General features: G+C 72.2%; 17 protein-coding genes. 4 read left to right on the forward strand and 13 right to left on the reverse strand.

Translation table 11 applies throughout. The features are described 5' to 3' along the window. Window positions 1-41 precede the first annotated feature (41 nt). Window positions 42-2276, reverse strand: coding sequence for an ATP-dependent DNA helicase RecG (locus tag DEI99_RS10620; protein ID WP_502867000.1), 2235 nt, complete (start codon window positions 2274-2276; stop codon window positions 42-44). A gap of 97 nt (window positions 2277-2373) precedes the next feature. Here DEI99_RS10620 and DEI99_RS10625 point away from each other — a divergent pair, with 97 nt between their 5' ends. Further along, window positions 2374-2937: an RsmD family RNA methyltransferase gene (locus DEI99_RS10625; protein ID WP_111041979.1), complete on the forward strand. Its 564-nt coding sequence runs from the start codon at window positions 2374-2376 to the stop codon at window positions 2935-2937. Window positions 2938-3363: 426 nt separating this feature from the next. On the opposite strand, the gene thiL is transcribed toward DEI99_RS10625, so the two are convergent. Further along, a complete protein-coding gene (thiL, locus tag DEI99_RS10630; RefSeq protein ID WP_111041955.1) occupies window positions 3364-4359 on the reverse strand; it encodes a thiamine-phosphate kinase in 996 nt (331 codons plus the stop codon). 24 nt (window positions 4360-4383) lie between these two features. Between thiL and DEI99_RS10635 the strand changes: the two genes are divergently transcribed. Next, entirely contained in the window at window positions 4384-4872 is a 489-nt protein-coding gene (locus DEI99_RS10635) for a DUF3515 family protein (RefSeq protein WP_111041954.1), read from the forward strand. 39 nt (window positions 4873-4911) lie between these two features. Here the strand turns inward: DEI99_RS10635 and DEI99_RS10640 are convergent, their stop codons facing one another. The 6 genes from DEI99_RS10640 to leuC all read right to left on the reverse strand — a co-directional run bounded on the left by DEI99_RS10640 (window position 4912) and on the right by leuC (window position 11427). Further along, the gene (locus tag DEI99_RS10640) at window positions 4912-5994 is read right to left on the reverse strand and encodes a D-alanine--D-alanine ligase family protein (protein WP_111041953.1); all 1083 of its coding nucleotides are present in this window, start codon (window positions 5992-5994) and stop codon (window positions 4912-4914) included. 59 nt (window positions 5995-6053) lie between these two features. Further along, window positions 6054-7067 carry an NAD(P)H-dependent glycerol-3-phosphate dehydrogenase gene (locus DEI99_RS10645; RefSeq protein WP_111041978.1) on the reverse strand — a complete coding sequence of 338 codons (1014 nt, stop codon included), beginning with the start codon at window positions 7065-7067 and terminating at the stop codon, window positions 6054-6056. A gap of 91 nt (window positions 7068-7158) precedes the next feature. Next, window positions 7159-7908: a lysophospholipid acyltransferase family protein gene (locus DEI99_RS10650; RefSeq protein ID WP_258369430.1), complete on the reverse strand. Its 750-nt coding sequence runs from the start codon at window positions 7906-7908 to the stop codon at window positions 7159-7161. A 98-nt stretch (window positions 7909-8006) separates the two neighbouring features. Beyond that, window positions 8007-9374, reverse strand: coding sequence for a UDP-N-acetylglucosamine 1-carboxyvinyltransferase (gene murA, locus DEI99_RS10655; RefSeq protein ID WP_111041952.1), 1368 nt, complete (start codon window positions 9372-9374; stop codon window positions 8007-8009). Continuing rightward, window positions 9374-9970 (reverse strand): 3-isopropylmalate dehydratase small subunit, encoded by a 597-nt coding sequence (gene leuD, locus DEI99_RS10660; protein WP_111041951.1) that lies wholly within the window; start codon window positions 9968-9970, stop codon window positions 9374-9376. The genes murA and leuD overlap by 1 nt, the downstream gene beginning before the upstream one ends. Continuing rightward, window positions 9970-11427, reverse strand: coding sequence for a 3-isopropylmalate dehydratase large subunit (leuC, locus tag DEI99_RS10665; RefSeq protein WP_111041950.1), 1458 nt, complete (start codon window positions 11425-11427; stop codon window positions 9970-9972). Before leuC ends, leuD begins: the two co-directional genes overlap by 1 nt. A 162-nt stretch (window positions 11428-11589) precedes the next feature. Here leuC and DEI99_RS10670 point away from each other — a divergent pair, with 162 nt between their 5' ends. Next, window positions 11590-12657: an FUSC family protein gene (locus DEI99_RS10670; RefSeq protein ID WP_111041949.1), complete on the forward strand. Its 1068-nt coding sequence runs from the start codon at window positions 11590-11592 to the stop codon at window positions 12655-12657. A gap of 686 nt (window positions 12658-13343) precedes the next feature. Here the strand turns inward: DEI99_RS10670 and DEI99_RS10675 are convergent. The 3 genes from DEI99_RS10675 to DEI99_RS10685 are packed head-to-tail and all read right to left on the reverse strand — an operon-like array spanning window position 13344 to window position 14727. Continuing rightward, a complete protein-coding gene (locus tag DEI99_RS10675) occupies window positions 13344-13949 on the reverse strand; it encodes a histidine phosphatase family protein (protein WP_071253864.1) in 606 nt (201 codons plus the stop codon). Continuing rightward, on the reverse strand, window positions 13946-14320 hold the full coding sequence (gene crcB / locus DEI99_RS10680; RefSeq protein ID WP_071253866.1) for a fluoride efflux transporter CrcB: 375 nt from the start codon (window positions 14318-14320) through the stop codon (window positions 13946-13948). Before crcB ends, DEI99_RS10675 begins: the two co-directional genes overlap by 4 nt. Next, a complete protein-coding gene (locus DEI99_RS10685) occupies window positions 14317-14727 on the reverse strand; it encodes a fluoride efflux transporter FluC (RefSeq protein ID WP_111042483.1) in 411 nt (136 codons plus the stop codon). Before DEI99_RS10685 ends, crcB begins: the two co-directional genes overlap by 4 nt. Window positions 14728-14813: 86 nt before the next feature. On the opposite strand from DEI99_RS10685, the gene DEI99_RS10690 reads away from it, so the two are divergent. Continuing rightward, window positions 14814-15944, forward strand: coding sequence for a GntR family transcriptional regulator (locus DEI99_RS10690; protein ID WP_111042482.1), 1131 nt, complete (start codon window positions 14814-14816; stop codon window positions 15942-15944). On the opposite strand, the gene DEI99_RS10695 is transcribed toward DEI99_RS10690, so the two are convergent. Both DEI99_RS10695 and DEI99_RS10700 read right to left on the reverse strand, forming a co-directional pair. Next, the gene (locus tag DEI99_RS10695; RefSeq protein ID WP_111042481.1) at window positions 15898-16959 is read right to left on the reverse strand and encodes a glycoside hydrolase family 76 protein; all 1062 of its coding nucleotides are present in this window, start codon (window positions 16957-16959) and stop codon (window positions 15898-15900) included. The two genes, DEI99_RS10690 and DEI99_RS10695, sit on opposite strands and share 47 nt — an antisense overlap. Next, window positions 16956-18212, reverse strand: a complete 1257-nt coding sequence (locus DEI99_RS10700; protein ID WP_111042480.1) for an ABC transporter substrate-binding protein — start codon at window positions 18210-18212, stop codon at window positions 16956-16958. The genes DEI99_RS10695 and DEI99_RS10700 overlap by 4 nt, the downstream gene beginning before the upstream one ends. Between the last annotated feature and the right edge of the window lie 55 nt (window positions 18213-18267).

Here is an 18267-nt window from a genome sequence, read left to right on the forward strand (position 1 = left end):
CGAGCGACGATACCGGTCCGCGGCGTGCCGACGGGTCCCGGTCAGTTCTTGCCGAGGAACGCCGCGTCGGACTCGTCGAGCCGTCGGGCCAGGGCCTCGCGCAGCGCGGGACTGCCCTGCAGGTCGGGGTCGCGCTCGAGCACCCATTCGGCCTCGCCGCGGGCGTCGACGATGAGGTCGGCGTGCTCGACGACACGCAGCAGGTTCAGTGACGACCGCCCACCGGACTGCCGTTCGCCGAGCACGTCCCCCTCGCGGCGGAGCTCGAGGTCCACCCGGGCGAGCTCGAAGCCGTCGTCCGAGGCCGACACGGCGTCCACCCGCTCGCGCGACGTGGTCTCGAGTTCGGCGGTGGTGACGAGCAGGCACACCCCGGCCCACTGCCCGCGGCCGATGCGTCCGCGGAGCTGGTGCAGCTGCGACACCCCGAAGCGGTCGGCGTCGAGCACCGCCATCATGGCCGCGTTCGGGACGTCGACGCCGACCTCGATCACGGTCGTCGCGACGAGGACGTCGAGGTCGCCGGCCGCGAACGACGTCATCACGCGGTCCTTCTCATCCGCGGTCATCCGGCCGTGCAGCACCGCGATGCGCCGCCCCTCGAGCACGGGCATCGTCCGCATCCGCTCGGCCGTCGCGAGCACGGTCGCCGGCGCACGCTTCGGCGCATCGGGCTCCGCCGCGCCGTCGGTCGGCGCGGGCTCGCCGTCGTCCTCGGTGTGGGCGTCGTCGATCGCGGGGCAGACCACGAACGCCTGGCGGCCCTTGTCGAGCTCCTCGGCCATCCGCGACCAGATCCGGGACTCCCAGCCGGGGTGCTCGGCGAGCGGCACCGTGAAGGTCTCGACCCCGGCACGGCCGGACGGCAGCCCGGTGATCGTCGAGACGTCGAGGTCGCCGAACACGGTCATCGCGACGGTGCGCGGGATCGGCGTCGCGGTGAGGACGAGGACGTGCGGCGGCGTCGCGCCCTTGGTGCGCAGGGCCTCACGCTGCTCGACACCGAACCGGTGCTGCTCGTCGACGACGACGAGCCCGAGCTCGGCGAAGTCGACGCGGTCGCCGAGCAGCGCGTGCGTGCCGACGACGAGCCGGGAACTGCCGGACGCCGCGGCGAGCAGCGCCCGACGACGTTCGTCGGTGGACTGCGAGCCGGTCAGGATCACCGGGCGGAGCTCGGCTGCCAGGTCTGGTCCGAGGAACTTCACGATGGAGCGGAGGTGCTGTGCAGCCAGGACCTCGGTCGGGGCGATGAGCGCGGACTGGCCGCCGGACTCGGCGACCGTGAGCATGGCCCGGATGGCCACGAGCGTCTTGCCGGAACCGACCTCGCCCTGCACGAGCCGGTGCATCGGCCAGGTGCGGGCGAGGTCCTGGTCGACCTCGGCGCCCACGGCGCGTTGGTCGACGGTCAGCTCGAACGGCAGGGTCGCGTCGAACCGCTCGAGGATGCCCCCGGGGGATGCCACCCGCGCGGCGGCGGCGGTGCGCCGTGATCGGATCCGGCGCTGCACCAGTGCGGTCTGCAGCACGAACGCCTCGCGGTAGCGCAGGGCGTCCTGCGCCCGCTTGAAGTCGGCGACCTTCTCGGGGCGGTGCAGGAGCTCGAGCGCGCGACGGAACGGCACGAGGTCGAGCCGCCCGCGTGCTGCGGCCGGTACGGGGTCGGGCAGGTCCGGCAGGGTGTCGAGCACGATCGCGATGGACTTCGCGATCTGCCACGACGACAGGGACGCGGTCGCCGGGTAGATCGGGATCGGCTGCCGCGACCACCGGATGGCTTCGTCCGAGCCGGGCTCGGCGGTGGCGCGCGGGTCGTCCGGGTCGAAGAGCTCGTAGTCGGGGTGCGCGAGCTGCCGGGCACCGCGGTAGTCGCTGACCTTGCCCGCGAAGATGCCGCGGGCCCCGGGCACGAGGTCCTTCGTGCGCCAGCCCTGGTTGAAGAACGTGAGGGTGAGCAGCCCCTTGCCGTCGCCGATCTTCGCTTCGAGGATCGACCCGCGCCGGGCACGCATCGTGCGTTCGCGGACGTCGACGACCTCGGCGACGATGGTGACCGGTTCGCCGATGGCCAGGGAGTCGAGCGCGGTCAGCGCCCCGCGCTCGGCGTACCGCCGCGGGGCGTGCTCGAGGAACTCGCCGACGGTGCGGTAGCCGAACGCCTTCTCGATCGCGCTCGCCGTCCGGCCGCCGAGGACGCTCGCGAGCCGTGCGTCGAGGGGCGCCGGACCGAGGTCGGCCGCGGGCGGCACGGCGGGGGTTGCGGAGGTGACCACGGCGTCAACGGTACCCGGCAGGACCGACGGCCACGCGCCTCCAGGCCGGCCTGTGGAGAACGCTCGGACGGTCCGGTCGGGCCGCTACGGTGGCTGCATGACCCGCATCATCGCCGGTGCCGCCGGCTCCACGACGCTCCGGGTGCCGAAGTCCGGCACCCGGCCGACGAGCGACCGCGTGCGCGAGGCCCTGTTCTCCTCGCTCGAGTCCCGCGGGCTGGTGCAGGGCACCTCCGTCGCCGACCTCTACGCGGGCACCGGTGCCCTCGGGCTCGAGGCGGCATCGCGCGGCGCGGCCGAGGTCGTGCTCGTGGACCGGGCCTCGGCGGCGGCGCAGGCGTGCCGGGCGAACGCGCGCGCGGTGCAGCAGCGAGTGCCCGGCGTCCGGATCGACGTGCAGCCGCAGCCCGTGCTCGGCTACCTGCGCGGTACCGTGCGAACGTTCGATCTCGTGTTCATCGACCCGCCCTACGACGTCACGGAGCACGAGCTGGCCGAGGTGCTCGAGACCCTCGCCCCGCGGCTCACCGCCGACGCGGTGGTCGTGGTCGAGCGCAGCAAGCGCTCCCCCGAGCCGACGTGGCCGGCCGGCCTCGAGCCGTTCAGCAAGCGCAGCTACGGCGAGACCCTGGCGTGGGAGGCCGTGGTCCCCTCGTCCTGAGCGCGGGGCCGCGAGGGCGGCACTGGTAGGGGCTGGGGCCGGCGGGCTGGAGACGAGCTCGTGCGACGACGTCGCTGTCGCACGACGTCGACCACATCGCCGGACGGCGGTGCGCCCGCCCTGCCCGATGCGCGCGCGGTCTGCGCGACAACACCGCTGTCGCACGACATCGACCATGTCGCAGGAGGCGCCGCGACCCTCCGGCTTCACCCGCCCGGCGCTCGTGAGGGGACTGCGCGACAACACTGCTGTCGCACGACGTCGATCATGTCGCGGGAAGCACCGCGCCTGCCCCGGACTCCCCTGCCCGGCGCTCGTGCGGGGCTGCGCGACGACATCGCTGTCGCACGACGTCGACCCTGTCGCACACACGGTCACACGCGCCCGTTCCCAAGGCGCGGGCACCAGCGCGCCGGCCGCAACAGCTCAGCCGGAAGCACCGTCCCAGTCGGCGTAGGGGTCCCAGCCGGTCGTCGGCACCGCGGATCCGCCGCGCACCAGGTCGTGCTCGCCGCGTTCCCGCACGACGCCGACCCGGCGGAAGCCGCCGGGCAGCACCGCACCGGGCGGGAACGTCGCGAGCAGGCCGTGGTCCTCGCCGCCGTGCAGCGCGGCCGCGTCGAGTGCCTCGTCGTCGTCGAGCTCGAGCGTCACCCGGCTCGCGCGGGCCAGCCGCCCGGCGTCGATCGCCAGGCCGTCCGACAAGTCGAGCATCGCGGTCGCCCCGGCCGTGGCGGCCAGGGGTCCGTCCGCGATCGGGGGCACCGGCCGACGCTGCCGCGCGACGTCGGGGTCGGTGTCCGCCCCGCTCGCCACGACGGCCGAGCGCGAGGGCTCCCCGTCGGCGTCCACGCCGTCGCGGAACAGGCGCGACAACCCGCGCGCGGCCGGTCCGAGCGCGCCGGAGACGGCCAGCACGTCACCGACGCTGGCGCCGGAACGCAGCACCGCTGCACCGCCGCTGAGGTCACCGAAGGCCGTCACCGTGACCGTGAAGGTCGCCGAGGTGGACAGGTCGCCGCCGACGACCCCGCAGCCCGGTGCCAGGGCCTCGACCCCGGCGCGCACCCCCTCCGCGAACGCCTCGAGCACCGCCACGGGGGTCTCCTGCGGGGCGGCCAGCGCCACCACGAGCCCGCTCGGCACGGCCCCCATCGCGGCGACGTCGGACAGGTTCGTCGCCGCGGCCTTCCAGCCGACGTCGGCGGGCGAGGACCACGCCCACCGGAAGTCCGGGCCGTGCACCATCATGTCGGTCGTGACGACGAACCGGCCGTCCGGGGCGGCGACCACGGCGCAGTCGTCGCCGGGTCCGACGAGCGGGGAGCCGGCAGGCAGCCGTCGCGTGACCGCCTCGAGCACGGCGAGTTCGCCCACCTGCCCCACGGTCGGTCCGGCCCAGGCGTCGTACGTCGCGTCCACACGAGAACGGTAGCCTGGACGGCGATGGACACCGCGCGCCGCACCCCTCGCACCCTCGCGATCGTGGGGGCCGTGGTCGCCCTCGCCGCCGGGCTCGCAGGGTGCACGAACACGGTCGGGATGACCGCGGCGCCCTCGGCGAACGCGGCGGCGTGCGCGTCGGCACAGGTGCGGCTGCCGACCACGGTCGACGGCACGCTCCCGCTGCGGAACACGAACGCGCAGTCGACCGCGGCCTGGGGCGACCCCACCGCGGCGCTCTGGCACTGCGGGGTCGCTGCCCCGACGGTGTCCGACCTGCCGTGCTTCTCGCTCGGCTCGGTGGACTGGATCCGCGACGACCGCGGCGCGCAGATCGTCTACACGACCTTCGGCCGCTCCCCCGCGGTGCAGGTCGTGGTGGACACCGCGAAGACCGCCGGCACCCAGGTGCTGCAGGACGTCGGCACGGCCGTGTCGACCCTGCCGACGGACGGGCACCGGTGCCTCGACCCGTCCGACGTGGACGGCTGAGGCGGGCCGACCGACTCAGCGGACGGCCGCCCGACCGACTCAGCGGACGGCGGCCCGACCCAGCTCGAGGAGCTCGGTGACGAGCTCGGCGTAGGACACGCCCGATGCCTCCCAGCACCGTGGGTACATCGACAGCGGGGTGAAGCCCGGCATCGTGTTCACCTCGTTGACCACGAAGCCGTCGTCGGTGAGGAAGCAGTCCACCCGCGCGAGTCCGGAGCCGCCGATCGCCTCGAACGCACGCGCACCGATCGACCGAATGGCGTCGGTCTCGTCTTCGGTGAGCGGTGCCGGGCACAGCAGCGACTCGTCGCCGCCCAGGTACTTCGACTCGAAGTCGTAGAAGCCGGACTCGTCGACGACGATCTCGCCGGGCAGGCTCGTCCGCGGCACACCGTCGCGGCCCTCGAGCACGGCGACCTCGACCTCGCGCCCGACGACGCGGGGTTCGACGATCACCTTGGAGTCGTGCTCGAACGCCAGCTCCATCGCCGCGGCGAGCTCGTCCGGGCCGTCGACCCGCGAGACCCCCATGCTCGAACCGGCACGGGCGGGCTTCACGAAGAGCGGCCAGCCGTGTGCCGCGACGGTCTCGGCGACTCCGAGGGGCTCGGCGGCCCACTCGCGGCGCAGGACGGTTGTCCACGGCGCGACGCGGAGTCCGGCGTGCTCGAGCACGGCCTTCGCCGCGTGCTTGTCCATCGCCAGCGCGCTCGCGAGCACGCCGTCGCCGACGTACGGCAGGCCGGCGATCTCGAGCAGGCCCTGGATCGTGCCGTCCTCGCCGAACGGGCCGTGCAGGATCGGGAAGACCACGTCGACGGCGACGGTCGCGACGGACCCGTCGGGGTGCGACACGACGAGTTCGTTGGTCGCCGGCGAGGTCGGGAACGCCACGCGCGTGCCGTTGTCCGGCACGGTCGGCAGGGCGCCGTCCCGGATCGTCCACTGGGTCGGGTCGTCGGACTGCAGCGTGAACGCGCCGTCCTTCGTGATGCCGATCGGGACGACCTCGTACGCCGTGCGGTCGACGACGTCCATGATCCCGCCGGCCGTCACGCAGCTGATCTCGTGCTCGCTGGAGCGGCCGCCGAACAGCACGGCGACGGTGGTCGTGGGCATGAGGACTTCCTCGGGGATCGTTGGCACGACTGTCCCTCCGTGGCTCGGGTGCGGACCGGTCACTCGCCCTGGGGTTCGTCGGTCTCGGTGAGGTGCGGCGCGATGTTGCGCGGATCGAGCCTACCGGCGAGCACCTCGGCGACCTGGCTCACGATGGGCATGTCGACGCCGTTCGCGGACGCGAGCTCGAGGATCGGGGCGACCGACGCCAGTCCCTCGGCCGTCTGGTTCATCTGCCGGACGACCTCGTCGAAGCGGTACCCCTGCCCGAGCAGTCGCCCGGCGGTGTTGTTGCGCGACAGCGGCGACTGGCACGTGGCGATGAGGTCGCCGAGGCCGGCGAGCCCGGACAGGGTCGAGGGCTGGGCGCCGAGCGACACGGCGAAGTCGGTCATCTCGGCGAGACCGCGCGTGATGATCGACGCCTTCGTGTTCTCGCCGTACCCGACACCGTCGACGATGCCGATCGCGACGGCGATGAGGTTCTTCAGCACGCCGCCGAACTCGGTGCCGATGACGTCGGTGTTGATGAACGACCGAAAGTACGGGTTCGTCGCCACCGCCGCGACCGCGCTCGCGGTGTCCGCGGACGACGACGACACGACGGCAGCGGTCGGCTGCCGGCGGGCGATCTCGAGCGCCAGGTTCGGTCCGCTCGCCACGGCGATGCGGTCGCGGTCGATGCCGAGCCCCTCGAGCAGGACCTCGCTCATCCGCAGGCCGGTGCCCTTCTCGACGCCCTTCATCAGGCTGACCACGGGCACGTCGGCCGGCAGCAGCCCGCGGATCGCGTCGAGGTTCGAGCGGAGGGTCTGCGACGGCACCGAGACGTAGACCTGCGAGGCGCCGTCGAGCACCTGCTCGAGCGACGTCGACGCGGTGAGCGTGCGCGGCAGGTTGATGCCGGGCAGGTAGTCGGAGTTGCGCTTCGTCTCGGTGATCTCGCGGGCGACCTCGGGGCGACGTGCCCACACCACGGTGGAGGCCCCGCCCTCGGCGAGCACCTTCGCGAACGTGGTCCCCCAGCTGCCGGCACCGATGACCGCCACCCGCGGCTTGTCGGTCGACTGCATCACCACCCGGATCGCGGCGGTGTCGATCGCTCCCGGCGCAGCGGCCACTGGGTCCGGACGGTCCTCGTGCGGGCGGAGGCCCGGTCCCTGGTCACTCAAACTTCCCGGTCTCCTTCTGGTTGTTCGCCGCCGGGTCCCAGCGGGTCGCGGGTGCCCGTTCGCCGCGCAGCTGCTCGAGCAGCTCGGTGATGCGCTGCATGAGCACCTCGGTGGCCTCGATGAGCGTCTGCTGGTCGACCGGACGCCCCCGGTACGCCGACAGGTCCACCGGGTCGCCGACGATGACGTCGACGCGCGAGCGCGGGAACAGCCGGAGCTTCTTCGAGTACCGCGCCATGATGCCCTGCGTGCCCCAGTGAGCCATCGGGATGAGCGGCACGTCGTTCTCGAGCGCGATGCGGACGGCTCCGGTCTTGCCCCGCATCGGCCACAGGTCGGGGTCACGCGTCAGCGTGCCCTCCGGGTAGACGATGATCGCGCCGCCCTGCTCGATGAGCGATCGACCGCCACCGAGCGGGTCGCTCAGCCGGGTGCGCCCGGAGCGCTCGACCGGGATCTGCCCCATGCCGGACATGAGCCTGCCGAAGACGGGCACCTTGAACAGGGACGCCTTCGCCAGGAACCGCGGGGCCCGACGGCTCAGGTAGACGGCGGTACCGACGACGAGCGGGTCGATGTTGGTGAAGTGGTTCGGCGCGAGCACGAACGCCCCGTCCGCCGGCAGGCGGTTCGGGCCGACCCAGTGGTAGTTCGACGAGAACCGGAACGTCGGGATGACGATCGACGCCACGGTGCGGAACGCGGGGTTGAGCTCCCCGCGCTTCCAGCGCCGTCCACGCACCGGCACGCCGGTCGCGACGGGCAGGGCGGACGCACTACGGGCCTCCCGGCCGTCCGGGCGCGCCGATCCGTCACCCGTCTGCGGAGCCGACACCGCGCTCAGCCGGCGAAGTCGAAGTCGGCGCCGAGCTTCCGCAGCTTCGGGATGAAGTGCTCGTAGCCGCGGCTGATGATGCCGACGTTGGTGATGTGGGACTCGCCGTCGGCGGTGAGCGCCGCGATGAGGTGGCTGAAGCCACCGCGCAGGTCCGGCACACGGACGTTCGCGGCGTGCAGCTTCGTCGGGCCGGTGATGACCGCGGCCTGCTCGAAGGGGCGACGGGCGACGCGACGGTCGTGGCCGGGCAGGCCCTCCTTGTGCACGACGATGTCGGCACCCATCTCGTTGAGCGCGTCGGTGAAGCCAAAGCGGTTCTCGTAGACGGTCTCGTGCACGATGCTCTGGCCCTCGGCCTGCGTGAGCGCCACGACGAGCGGCTGCTGCCAGTCGGTCATGAAGCCGGGGTGCACGTCGGTCTCGATGACGACGGGCTGCAGGACGTCGCGCTCGCGGTAGAAGCGGATGCCGTCCTCTTGGATGTCGAAGCCGCCGCCGACCTTGCGGAAGACGTTGAGGAACGTCATGAGCTCCTGCTGCTTCGCGCCCTCGACGAAGATGTCGCCGTCGGTGGCGAGCGCGGCGGAGGCCCAGCTGGCGGCCTCGTTGCGGTCGTTGATCGCGCGGTGCGTGTAGCCGCGGAGCGACTCGACGCCCTCGATGAAGATGACGCGGTTCGGCTCGACCGAGACGATCGCACCCATCTTCTGCAGGATCGCGATGAGGTCCATGATCTCGGGCTCGATCGCGGCGTTCCGCAGCTCCGTGACACCGGAGGCCAGGGTCGCGGAGAGCAGGACCTGCTCGGTCGCCCCGACGCTCGGGTACGGCAGCTCGATGTAGGCGCCCTTGAGGCCGTCCGGGGCCGTCAGGTGGATGCCGTTGAGCTGCTTGTCGACGACGGCGCCCATGGCGCGCAGGGCGTCGAGGTGGAAGTCGATCGGACGGTCGCCGATGCGGCAGCCGCCGAGGTCGGGGATGAACGCCTCGCCGAGCTTGTGCAGCAGCGGACCGCAGAACAGGATCGGGATGCGGCTCGACCCGGCGTGTGCGTCGATCTCGGCGAAGTGGGCCGACTCGACGTTCGACGGGTCGAGGATGAGCTCGCCGCGGGCGGGGTCGGTGATGCGCACGCCGTGCACCTCGAGCAGCCCGCGGACCACCTTGACGTCGGAGATGTCCGGCACGTCCTTGAGGATCGACGGGGTGTCGCCGAGCAGCGACGCCACCATCGCCTTGGTCGCGAGGTTCTTCGCCCCGCGCACCTCGATGCGCCCCACGAGCGGCTTGCCCCCGCGGATGACGATCTCGTCCGACTTGAGGCCGACGCGCGCCCCTGCGGCCGCTGCGTCCTGTACGAGAGAGTTCACTACTTCACCGGCAATGTCTTCGGCCGCCAACTGGAGCGGCGGGATTCGAACTCCGTGATCGAGGTCTCGTCACGGAGGGTGAGCCCGATGTCGTCGAGCCCTTCCATCAACCGCCAACGAGTGTAGGCGTCGATCTCGAAGGGGACGTCCACATCCCCGAGCGACACGCGCTGCTCCACCAGGTCCACGGTCGCCGACACCCCGGGGTTCCGCTCGATCTCGGCCCAGAGCCGCTCGACTTCCGGTTCGGTCACGATCGCGGTGACCAGTCCCTGCTTGCCCGCGTTGCCCTTGAAGATGTCGGCGAACCGGGGCGAGACGACGACCCGGAACCCGAAGTCGCGGAGCGCCCAGACGGCGTGCTCGCGACTCGATCCGGTGCCGAAGTCCGGGCCGGCGACCAGGACCTTCGCGTTGTCGTACGGAGCCTGGTTCAGCACGAACGTGGGGTCCTGCCGCCAGCCGGAGAACAGGGCGTCCTCGAAGCCGGTCTTCGTGACGCGCTTGAGGTAGACCGCGGGGATGATCTGGTCGGTGTCGACGTTCGACCGCTTGAGCGGGGCGGCGATACCGGTGACGGTGGTGATCTTGTCCATCAGAAGGTCCCCTCGGTGGCGGTGGCGGACGTCGCCGCCGCGATCTCGTCGTCGGTCTCCAGGTCCCACGGGCTCGACAGCGTGCCGCGCACCGCGGTGGCGGCGGCGACGAGCGGCGACACCAGGTGGGTGCGGCCCCCCTTGCCCTGGCGCCCCTCGAAGTTGCGGTTCGAGGTGCTCGCGCAGCGCTCCCCCGGTGCCAGCTGGTCCGGGTTCATGCCGAGGCACATCGAGCACCCGGCGAAGCGCCACTCGGCACCGAAGTCGGTGAACACCTTGTCGAGCCCCTCGGCCTCGGCCTCGAGCCGGACCCGCGCGGAGCCCGGCACGACCATCACGCGGACGCCGTCGGCCTTGGTGCGCCCCTGGATGATCGACGCGAAGGCCCGCAGGTCCTCGATGCGCGAGTTCGTGCACGACCCCATGAAGACCGCGTCGACGGCGATGTCCTTCATCGGGGTGCCGGCCGCGATGTCCATGTACTCCAGCGCACGCTTCGCGGCGGCCTGGTCGTTCGGGTCCTCGAAGTCGGCGGGCGACGGCACGCTCTCGGACAGCGAGACGCCCTGGCCCGGGTTCGTGCCCCAGGTGACGAAGGGCTCGAGCTCGTCGGCGTCGATGAAGACCTCGGCGTCGAACACGGCGTCGTCGTCGGTCGCCAGGGTGTCCCAGTACGCGACGGCGTCGTCCCAGTCCTGGCCGGTCGGTGCGTGGTCGCGGCCCTGCACGTAGTCGTAGGTGGTCTGGTCGGGGGCGACCATGCCGGCGCGGGCGCCGGCCTCGATCGACATGTTGCAGATCGTCATGCGGCCCTCCATCGAGAGCGCGCGGATCGCCGAGCCGCGGTACTCGAGCACGTACCCCTGCCCGCCGCCGGTGCCGATCTTCGCGATGACCGCCAGGATGATGTCCTTCGCGGTCACGCCCGGGCGCAGCGTGCCCTCGACCGTGATCGCCATCGTCTTGAAGGGCTTCAGCGGCAGGGTCTGGGTGGCCAGGACGTGCTCGACCTCGGAGGTGCCGATGCCGAACGCCATGGCGCCGAAGGCCCCGTGGGTGCTCGTGTGCGAGTCGCCGCAGACCACGGTGATCCCGGGCATCGTGAGGCCGAGCTGCGGGCCGACCACGTGGACGATGCCCTGCTCCTTGTCGCCGAGCGAGTGCAGACGGACGCCGAACTCCTCGCAGTTGCGGCGGAGGGTCTCGATCTGCGTCCGGCTCGTCGGGTCCGCGATCGGGCGGTCGATGGCGAGCGTCGGGGTGTTGTGGTCCTCGGTCGCGATCGTCAGGTCGAGGCGACGGACGGGCCGGCCGGCCTGCCGCAGGCCGTCGAACGCCTGCGGACTCGTGACCTCGTGCACGAGGTGGAGGTCGATGTAGAGGAGATCCGGCTTCCCGTCCTCGCCCTTGACCACGACGTGGTCGTCCCAGACCTTCTCGGCGAGCGTCTTTCCCATCGGCTCGGCCTCCCTCGTTCTCGTGTCGTCGGGCGCCGCTGACGCGACGCTGCGGTGGCAGCCTACCAGCTTGGTATACCAACGTGCGCCCCGGGCCGGTGGACGGTCTGGAGGCCCGGCTCGACTCCCCGACACCCGTCGCGGTGGGAGGATGGTCGCGACATGACCACACCTGCGCACTCGACCCGGACGACCAACCTCGAGGGCGCAGCACGCGCCGCGATCGCCGGCGGCGCCCCGCTCGCCCTGCTCATCGCCCTGGGTCTGCCGCAGTACGCGGCCTTCGGGGTGTTCGCCGGGTTCACCGCGATCTTCGGCGCGACCGAGCCCTACCGGCAGCGCGCCGTCACGACCGGGGTCGCCGGCGGCATGCAGGCGCTGTGCATGTTCGCAGGCGTCGGCGTCGGGCTCCTCGGCGCGCCGCTCTGGCTGCAGGCCCTCGGCCTCGTCGCGGTGCTCGTCTTCGCCGTGTGCACGCTCTCGACGCTCCGGGCCATCCCGGCACAGCCGATCTTCCCGACGTTCGCCTTCCTGGTGTCCGCCCTGGTGCCGGCGCAGCCCGCCGACCTCCCGCTCGTCACGACGATCATCGTCTGCTCCGTGGCGTGGGCGTGGCTCGTCGCGATGTCCGGCGCCGTGCTCCGTCGGCTCCTGCACCCGCACGCCCCGCACCGGTTCCGGCCGCTCGCCGACCGCAAGCACCGTTCCTTCGCGGTCCTCGGCACCCCGGCGCTCTGGGAGACCGTCCTGCTCAACCTCGTCGGCGCGCTCGCCGCCGGGGCGGTGGCGTCGACGATCCCGTGGCTCGGGCACCCGTACTGGGCCGTGATCGCGGTCGTGTCGACGCTGCCCGCGATCCGGCAGCGCCACACCGTGCTCCGGGCGTTCCAGCGCTTCATCGGGACGATCGGCGGCACCGTGATCGCCGTCGGCATCCTGCTGCTCGAACCGTCGGCCTGGTGGGTGGTCGTCATCGCGGTGGTCGGCCAGTTCTTCGCAGAGATCTTCGTCGCCCGCAACTACGCCGTGTGCCTGCTCTTCCTGACCCCGCTCGCCCTCGCCGTGTCGTGGCTGAGCCTGCCCGAGGCCCCCGAGCTCCTCGCGCTCGACCGCGTCGCACAGACCACCCTCGGCGCCGTGGTGAGCGTCGCGCTGCTCGTCGTCGGCCGGGCGATCGAGCGGCGCCGCGGCCGGGCCCTCGGCGCCACGAGCGCGATCCGTACGGTGTGAGCGCGGGCGCCGGGGTGGGCGCCGGGGTGGGCCGGGGCGCGGGGTGCTGTTCTGCGCGCAGGTGGTCGTTCCGCGCGTCGGGAGCTCTTCCGCGCGTAGGAGGCCGTTCGTTCCGCCCCACCACGCGCGTTTCCGCTTCCCATCTCCCGCGCGATGGGAACGACTGCGCATGGCAGGGCGTTCCGCGCACAGAAGGCTGTTCCGCGCACGGCAGGCTCTTCCGCGCGTCGGAGGCCGTTCGTTCCGCCCCACCACGCGCGTTCCCGCTTCCCATCCCCCGCGCGATGGGAACGACTGCGCGTGGCAGGTCGTCTCGCGCGTCGGAGGCCGTTCCGCGCACGGCAGGCTGTTCCGCGCGTCGGATGCCGTTCGTTCCGCCTCGCCACGCGCGTTTCCGCTTCCCATCCCCCAGGCGATGGGAACGACTGCGCGTGGTCGGACGATCCCCGCATGGTCGGACTGTTCGCGCGTGGTCGGACGACCTCCGCGGAGCCAGACGATCCGTACCGCATCGCTCCCAACCGCGAAGCGCCGCGACGCGACGCGACGTCGACGACGGGAGCAGCGGGTGCGGACCCGGGCCCGCCGGGGGCGGGAGGCGCGGGACGGAGCCGCCCCGCGCCTCCCGGCCGACCACAAGGACCACGTGGCCAGCGCGCGCCCGGTACCAAGCGCGCGCCGCCGCTTCAGTCGCGCGGCTGGATGTTCCAGGCGTCGATGACGGGCCGGCCGTGCTCGTAGCCGAGGACGCTCACCGACGCGGTCGACAGTGCGAGCACGGCGCCGTCCTGCGGGGCGAGGCGGATCCACGCGGCGCCGAGCGCGCGCAGCACGTGGCCGTGCGCGACGACGACGGCGTCGTCGCCCTCGGCGAGCACCGGCCGGACCCGGTCGAGGACGCGCTCGACGCGGACGCGGACCTCGGCAGCGGTCTCCCCCGGGGTGTCACCGGCCGGGACGCCGTCGGTCCAGAGGTCCCACGGGCCGTGCCGGAGCACCTTGATCTGCGGGGTGGTCAGGCCCTCGTAGGCGCCGTAGTCCCACTCGTACAGGTCCTCGTCGAGCTCGGGGTCGACGCCGATGAGGCGGGCGGTGTCGCGGGCGCGCTGCAGCGGGCTGGACAGGGCCGTCGCGAACGTGCGGTCGGCGAGGTACCGGCCGGCGCGTTCGGCTTGCTGGATGCCGGCGTCGGTGAGCGGGATGTCGGTGCGGCCGGTGTGCTGGCCGCTCTTCGACCACTCCGTCTCACCGTGACGGACGAGGACGAGTTCGCCGGGGCGTTCCGAGGTCATGTGTTCCTTCCGAGCCAGAGGCCGAGCGCAGCCGCGCCGACCGAGACGACGAGCATGCCGAGGCCGTTCAGGACGGCGAGCCGGGGTCTGCCGGATCGGAGGAGCTGGACGGTCTCGACACTCGCCGTCGAGAACGTCGTGTACCCGCCCATCATGCCCGTCCCGAGCACGGCGACCGCCGGGAGCGGGATGGTCCCGGCCTGTCCGAGGCCGGTGAGCACGCCGAGCACGAGCGATCCGGAGACGTTGATGACGAGGGTGCCGAGCGGGAACCCGGTCACCCGCGCCTTGACGACGCCGTCGAGCACGAAGCGCAGGGCGGCGCCGACGCCGCCGCCCACCGCGACGAGCAGGAGTCCGAGGGCCGTCACCGCGCCCGGCTCGCGATCCAGGTGCCGGCCGCGACGGCGACGAGTCCGAGGAGCACCGAGAGCAGGGCGTAGCCGCTGCCGGCTCCCCAGCGACCGGCGACGAGCAGCTGCGCGGTGTCGTCGGCGAGGGTGCTGTACGTGGTGAAGCCGCCGAGCACCCCGGTGCCGACGAACAGGCGGACCAGCCGTCGCCGGCCGGTGTCGGGGCCGAGGTGGGCGAGTCGCTCGAGCAGGAGTCCGAGGCAGAAGGCCCCGACGACGTTGATCGCCAGGATCGTCCAGCTGGTGCCGTCGTGCGCCGGGAACGCCTCGGCGAGCGCTGCCCGCGCACCGGTGCCGATCGCGCCGCCGAGCGCGACGAGGGCGATCAGCCGCCACCGCCGGTGCAGTGGTCGGTCGTCGCGCACAGCGATCAGGCTAACGGAAGGAGTCGGCGCCGGACGGCCCACACGTGCACGCCAAGTCGTATTATGAATAGACACATTGAGGAGCGATGATGCTGTACCAGTCGACCTTCGAGGACCTCCGCGCACGGATCCGGAGCGGGGAGTTCGCCGTGGGCGACCGGCTCCCCACCGAGGCGGAACTCCTCGAGCACTACCGCATCAGCGCCATCACGCTGCGCCGCGCCCTCGACATGCTGCGCGCCGAGGGCTACGTCGCCCGGCGTCCCCGGGTCGGCACCACCGTCGTCAGCGTCGACGCGACCGCTCCGACCGACCCGACCGCGCAGATCGACGTCGGCGTGGTGCTGACGAACTTCGACGACACCTTCGGGACGCGTCTGCTCGAGGGGATGCTCGACGAGGCCGGTACCGGCGCGAACGTCATCCTGAAGCGCACGCACGGCGACCACGACGCCGAGGACGCCGCGATCCGCTCCCTGGCGTCCCGGGTGCAGGGCCTCATCGTGCTGCCGAGCAGCTCGGAGTTCATCCCGCCGGCGGTGCTGGAGCTGCTGCCGGCCGGGTTCCCGGTGGTGATCCTGGACCGGCGGTACGAGGGGATCCCGGTGTCGGACATCTCGACCGACAACATCGCGGCCGGGTCGGCCGCGACCGAGCACCTCTTCGCGCTCGGGCACCGCGCCGTCGCGCTCGTGACGTCGGACAGTCGGGTGACGTCGAACGACGACCGCCGCCGCGGCTGGGTCGGCGCGCACGCGCGCAACGACAAGGCGCTCGACGACGGGCTCGCCTTCCACGACGTCGAGTCGACCCTGCCGGGTGCGACGGACCGCCCCGAGGACGACGTCGCCCGGTTGGTCGCGTTCGTCGAGTCCCACCCGGAGGCCACCGGCTTCGTGGCCGGTGAGTACAACATCGCGCTGCTCCTGCGGGACGCCCTGGAGGCACTGGGCAAGCGGGTGCCGGAGGACGCGTCCGTCGTGTGCTTCGACCACCCCGCCGCCACCTTCGACCGGCGCATGTTCCGGTTCACGCACGTGGCGCAGGACCAGCCCGGCGTGGGACGCCGGGCTGTCGAGCAGCTGCTGCGGCAGGCACGGGGCGAGACGGCGTCCCGGAAGATCCTCGTGCCTGCCGAGCTGGTGCCGGGGGCGTCGACGGCTGCGCCGCCTACGCGTCGAGGCGGGCGCGCAGCTCCGTCGCCATCACGGCGCTGAGCTGGGTCGAGTACGGCACCCGCTCCTCCGCCGGTCCGCTCCAGTCGTTCGCGGCGGGACGGTCGAGCGCGTCCGGCACCGACGCCCACAGCGCGTCGGTGCTCGCGCGGAGGAAGTCGAGGAGCTCGGTGCGGCGTGCGTCCTGCTCGGGGAGCCGCTCGAGCAGGAGCCCGAGGTAGCGGTAGTAGACCCCCTTGAACAGCCCCTCGTCGCCGCCGTCCCCCTCCTGTCGGAAGACCGTGCCGTCGGACAGCTCCCGCACGGCCGTGACGGCGGTGCGGGCGGCGACGTCGAGCAGCGCTGCGTCGTCGTGTGTCGCGGCGAGCTCGACGGCGGCGCCGACCCAGAGGCCCTGGTTGTAGGTGAAGCGCCACTGGGTGTCGACGCGGCCGTCGTCCTCGCGGTTGATCCCGTCCTCGACGAAGCCGTCCGCGCCCACCAGGGTGCGGCGGAGCCAGTCGAAGGCCGTGTCGGCGTGGCGCAGGAACCGGTCGTCGCCGGTCAGCCGGTGCAGGCGGGCACCGAGGATGACGAGCGGCCCGTTCGCCGGGGTGTTCTTGTACGCGAGCTGCTGCTTGCGCCAGGCGAGGCTCTCGCCGCCGCGGTCGTTCCAGCCGTGCTCGACGACGTGGTCGAACAGGGCGACGGCGTCGTCCCGGTAGGCGACGTCCCCGGTGGCGTGGTGCAGGCGGAGCGTCGCGAGGGCGAACCAGAGCATGTCGTCGAAGTAGTCGTTGTACAGGCTCCCGCCGTTGCGTTCGACGATGTTCCGGTGCGCCTGCCGCGCCTGTTCGAGCCGTTCGGGATCGCCGCTGCGCTCGTGGGCGTCGAGGCGCACGTCGATCAGGTGGGCGAGCCACCAGTAGTTGAACGTGGCGTCGTCGCTGTCGGCGGTGGGCCAGGAGTTGTGCAGGTACTGGGGCCACGGCGCGCCGTAGAGCTGCTCGATGCTGTCCTGGATCCGGTCGGCCCGGTCCGCCCAGGTGGCGGTGCCGGTGGCTGCGGTGGTGGTCACTTGCGGTTCTCCTGGAGGATCTGGTCGCCCTGCTTCGCGGCCTGGGCGAGTGCCTGCTCGGCGGTGAGCTGTCCGGACATGAACTTCTCGAGCGCCGGGGTGAGCGCCTTGCCCTCGACGTCGCTGTACCCGGGGACGTCGGGGCGGACCTTCGCGTACTCGAGCGTCTTCACGAAGCCGGCGTACCGGGGGTCGTCGGTGAAGAACGGGTCGTTGGCGGAGGCACGGTTGGCGGGGATCCAGCCGGAGATCTTGGCGAAGTCGACGCCGTTCTCGGCCTTGGTGGCCCACCACTTCTCGAAGGCCCACGCGCCGTCGGCCTGCTTCGCGCCGGTCGGGATCGCGAGGCCGAAGCCGCCCATCACGGCCCCCTTGTCGCCGCCGGGTCCGGCGACGGGCTCGGTGACCGCCCAGTCGAGGTCGTCCGCCTTGTCGAGGTTCGGGACGTCCCACGGGCCGTCGTACTTCATCGCTGCCTGACCGGCGGCGAAGACGTCGTTGCTGTCACCGAAGCCGTTCGTGTAGACGCCGTCGTCCATCAGGGACTTCCAGAAGTCGAGCACCTCGACGCCCTCGGGGCTGTCGTAGGCGGTCTTCGTGCCGTCGTCGCTGAGCAGCTGCCCACCGGCCTGCTGCAGCCACATCGAGAACAGGCCGGGGTCGTTCAGCATGAACCCGGACTGCTGCAGCTTGCCGCCCTTGTCGACCGTGAGCTTCTGCGCGTCGGTCTTCAGTTCGTCCCAGGTCGTGGGCGGGGTGAGCCCGGCGTCCGAGAAGAGCTTCTTGTTGTAGACGAGCGAGCGGTTGTCGACGAGCAGCGGCAGCCCGTACAGCTTGCCGTCGTACCGCATCTCGGACAGGGCCTGCGGGTAGAACTCGTCGGTGTCGACCTTGTCCGACTCGACACGGTCGTCGATGGCCTGCAGGGCGCCCTTCGGCGCGTAGAGCGAGGTCTGGTAGCGGTCCCAGAGCACGAGGTCGGGGACCTGTCCGCCCGCGATCGCGGTGAGGAGCTTCTGCTCGACGAGCTCCTGCGGCACGTACTTGACCGTGTACTCCTTCTGCGAGTCGTTGAACGCGGTGGTCATCTGCTCGATCTGTTCGACCTGGTCACCGGACCAGGATCCCCACATCGTGACCTGCTGGCGGCCGTCGGCACCGGTGGTGCCGCTCGAGCCGGACGAGCAGCCGGTGAGGACGAGGGCCGCGGCGGCGAGGGCCGCAGCGGCTCCGAGGAGACGTCGTGACTTCATTGTCGTGTTCCTTTTCGTTGCGTGGGCGTCGCGCGGACGGCGACGCCGTGGTGGT

The organism is Curtobacterium sp. MCLR17_036 (assembly GCF_003234445.2).
GTDB lineage: Bacteria > Actinomycetota > Actinomycetes > Actinomycetales > Microbacteriaceae > Curtobacterium.

Coding starts and splice junctions, on each gene's coding strand:
- DEI99_RS10625 (WP_111041979.1), top strand. CDS start 2,374: ATGACCCGCATCATCGCCGGTGCCGCCGGCTCCACGACGCTCCGGGTG.
- DEI99_RS10635 (WP_111041954.1), top strand. CDS start 4,384: ATGGACACCGCGCGCCGCACCCCTCGCACCCTCGCGATCGTGGGGGCC.
- DEI99_RS10640 (WP_111041953.1), bottom strand. CDS start 5,994: ATGCCCACGACCACCGTCGCCGTGCTGTTCGGCGGCCGCTCCAGCGAG.
- DEI99_RS10645 (WP_111041978.1), bottom strand. CDS start 7,067: ATGCAGTCGACCGACAAGCCGCGGGTGGCGGTCATCGGTGCCGGCAGC.
- leuD (WP_111041951.1), bottom strand. CDS start 9,970: ATGGACAAGATCACCACCGTCACCGGTATCGCCGCCCCGCTCAAGCGG.
- leuC (WP_111041950.1), bottom strand. CDS start 11,427: ATGGGAAAGACGCTCGCCGAGAAGGTCTGGGACGACCACGTCGTGGTC.
- DEI99_RS10670 (WP_111041949.1), top strand. CDS start 11,590: ATGACCACACCTGCGCACTCGACCCGGACGACCAACCTCGAGGGCGCA.
- DEI99_RS10675 (WP_071253864.1), bottom strand. CDS start 13,949: ATGACCTCGGAACGCCCCGGCGAACTCGTCCTCGTCCGTCACGGTGAG.
- DEI99_RS10690 (WP_111042482.1), top strand. CDS start 14,814: ATGATGCTGTACCAGTCGACCTTCGAGGACCTCCGCGCACGGATCCGG.
- DEI99_RS10700 (WP_111042480.1), bottom strand. CDS start 18,212: ATGAAGTCACGACGTCTCCTCGGAGCCGCTGCGGCCCTCGCCGCCGCG.